Here is a 2,930-nt window from a genome sequence, read left to right as displayed (position 1 = left end):
GGGCTACAACGTGCAGAAAACGAACAATTTTTTTTAGAGTGGCAGCAAGATTTACCTGAGTTGAGTGACTTAGAAAAGCAATCTCTCAACGAAGTCAAGGCAGAATATTTGCATTTATCCCGCTACCAAATTTTAGAACCTGTAGTCAAAATGGTGGTGCTATCTCCACTATTGCGTCTAGCAGGTTTTTATCAACCGCCTTTTTACATTGCATCGGAAGAAGAGGTAAGAATTTCTTCTGAAGACGAAGGCACAATTATTAGAGGACGTATTGATATTTTGGTGTTCCATCCTCCACTTTGGGTTCTCGTTATTGAGGCGAAACGAGCAGATTACTCCTTAGTGCCAGCAATTCCACAAGCATTGGCTTATATGTTGGCAGATGCAACTTCCGCTAAACCTGTTTTTGGGTTTGTCACAAATGGTAGTGAATTTCAATTTATTAAGTTGACTAAACAGAGTACACCGAGATATGCCTTATCTTATACACTGTCGCTTAATCGTGGGGATGACTTATATACTGTCGTAAAAGTGTTAAAACATCTAGCTGGTTTAATTAGTAATTCGTAATTATGACCTCTCCCTGGTTTTACTACGCAAAACCGTCCCTCTCCGAATCGGATAGGGACAGACTTGAACTTTAGTTCAAAGCAGGGAGAGGTTTGTCGAACTCACGTTGTATTTCATAATTTTTAATTTTTAATTTTTAATTTGGAGCGAAGCGACGTGACCCAATACCAGTATCAAGTCGGTGGTAGTCTGCCTCAAAATGCACCAACTTATGTTAGACGGCAAGCTGACGATGACCTCTATGAAGGCTTGAAGGCTGGGGATTTTTGTTATGTACTCAATTCTCGGCAGATGGGGAAATCTAGCTTGCGGGTGCAGGTAATGCAGCAGTTGCAAACAGAGGGATTTGCTTGTGCTGTTGTTGATATTACAGCTATTGGGACGGCAGATATTACCCCAGAACAGTGGTATGCCGGAGTGATTGATACTCTGGTGGGAAGTTTGAATATTTATACAACTTTTGATTTAGATACTTGGTGGAATGATAACGGATTGCTTTCACCAGTACAGCACTTGAGCAAGTTTATTGAAACGGTTTTACTTCAAACAATTACTGAAAAGATTGTTATTTTTATTGATGAAATTGACACTATTCTGAGTCTTTCATTCAACTTGGATGACTTTTTTGCAGTTATCCGCGATTGCTACAACCGACGAGCAGACCATCCTGAATATAATCGTCTCACCTTTGCTTTGATTGGCGTATCTACGCCTTCAGATTTGATTCAAGACAAACGCCGCACACCTTTTAATATTGGACAGGCAATTGATTTAACTGGCTTTCAACTCCCAGAGGCGCAAACTTTAGCGCGGGGTTTGGCTGAAGTGGTTGATTCTCAAGAGTTGATGCAGGTGGTGCTGGACTGGACGGGAGGACAGCCGTTTTTGACACAAAAAGTTTGTAAGTTGCTGGTGCAGGGGGGACTGGAGACTAGGAACACTTCGACAGGCTCAGTGCATCGCTGGGGGCTAGAGGATAAAGACTGGGTGGAAGAGTTGGTACGCAAGGGGATTATTGAGAATTGGGAGACGCAGGATGAGCCGGAGCATTTGAAGACGATTCGAGACAGAATCATGCGAAGTGGGGAACAGAGGACTGGGCGATTATTGGGGTTGTATCAGCAGATTTTGCAACAGGGAGAGATAGTAGCTGATGATAGTCGTGAAGAAACGGAACTGCGGCTGACGGGTTTGGTGGTGAAGCGGGAAGGGAAGCTGCGAATTTATAACCGGATTTATACAGAGGTGTTTAAGCAGGAATGGTGCGACAAGATTTTAGCAAACTTGCGCCCCTACTCCGATACATTTAATGCCTGGGTTGAGTCGCAACGTCAAGATGAGTCGCGCTTGTTGCGGGGAAAGACTTTGCAAGATGCTCAAGAATGGGCAGTTGGTAAAAGTTTGAGTGATTTGGATTATCAGTTTTTAGCTGCTAGCCAGGAGTTGGAAAAGCGCGATGTGCAGAAAAGGTTGGAAGCAGAGGAACAGGCAAAGCAAGTATTAGCAGAGGCGAACCACAAAGCTAATCAACGAATTCGTATTGGTTCTTTGGTGTTAGGACTGACTGTGCTGGGGGCTGTTGCATCATTAATATTTGCTCAATATCAATTGGGACAAGCAGGAACAGCAAAGGCAGAAAGAGATAATGCCCAAACAGAATTAAAAAAAGCAAAAACAGAAACCGCAGAAACTAAGCAAGATAATCAGCAAATATCGGCAGACAATAAAAAAATATCCGAACAAGCTGCACAGGTAAAACGGAATCTTAGTAACGCAACTTCAAAACTGAATGCCGCAAATGTCAATGTGAATCAGGCACAGCGAAACCTAAAACTAGCTCAAAACAAAGTGGCAGCAGCTAGCGAAAAGGCTAGTCAAGCTGAAGGACAGGCAAATCAAGCAATTCTACAACGGCAAGAGGCACAACAGCAGCGTGAAAAAGCTATTGCAGAATTAAATCGGGCAAGGCAAGAACAACAACAGGCGCGACAACAATTACAAAAAGCTCAAATTGATCTAAATGCGGCTGTCAATGCCCGTAAAACTTCTCTTGAGGAACTAAAAAAGGCAGATGCAGCAAGAATTGTTGCTTTAACGGCTACGCGATTGGAACAAGAGGGAACAAATGCGCTGCGACAGTTTGATTCAAGGGAAATTGACGGACTGCTGTTAGCGATGCGGGCTTCTAAAGAATTGAAAAGTCTGGTCAAGGATAAACAATCTTTAGCAGAATATCCCGCTTACAGCCCTTTGTTTAGTTTACAGACTATTCTGCTGAACATTCGTGAACAAAATCGCCTCGAAGGGCATAGCGATTCGGTCATCAGCGTCGTCTTCAGCCCGGATAGCAAAACTTTAGC

At 43.1% G+C, this 2,930-nt stretch carries 2 protein-coding genes; both read left to right on the top strand.

The window, feature by feature from the left end; genetic code table 11:
• Positions 1–570 (top strand): type I restriction enzyme HsdR N-terminal domain-containing protein (locus IQ229_RS21780; RefSeq protein ID WP_194047311.1); only part of this gene is annotated, 570 nt, incomplete at its 5' end.
• Positions 571–726: 156 nt separating this feature from the next.
• A partial coding sequence (locus tag IQ229_RS21775; RefSeq protein WP_194047309.1) for an AAA-like domain-containing protein occupies positions 727–2,930 on the top strand: 2,204 nt, incomplete at its 3' end.

It is taken from the genome of Nostoc cf. edaphicum LEGE 07299, assembly GCF_015207245.1.
Taxonomy (GTDB): Bacteria; Cyanobacteriota; Cyanobacteriia; order Cyanobacteriales; family Nostocaceae; genus Nostoc; species Nostoc edaphicum_B.
This window is presented reverse-complemented; position numbering and strand designations above follow the sequence as displayed.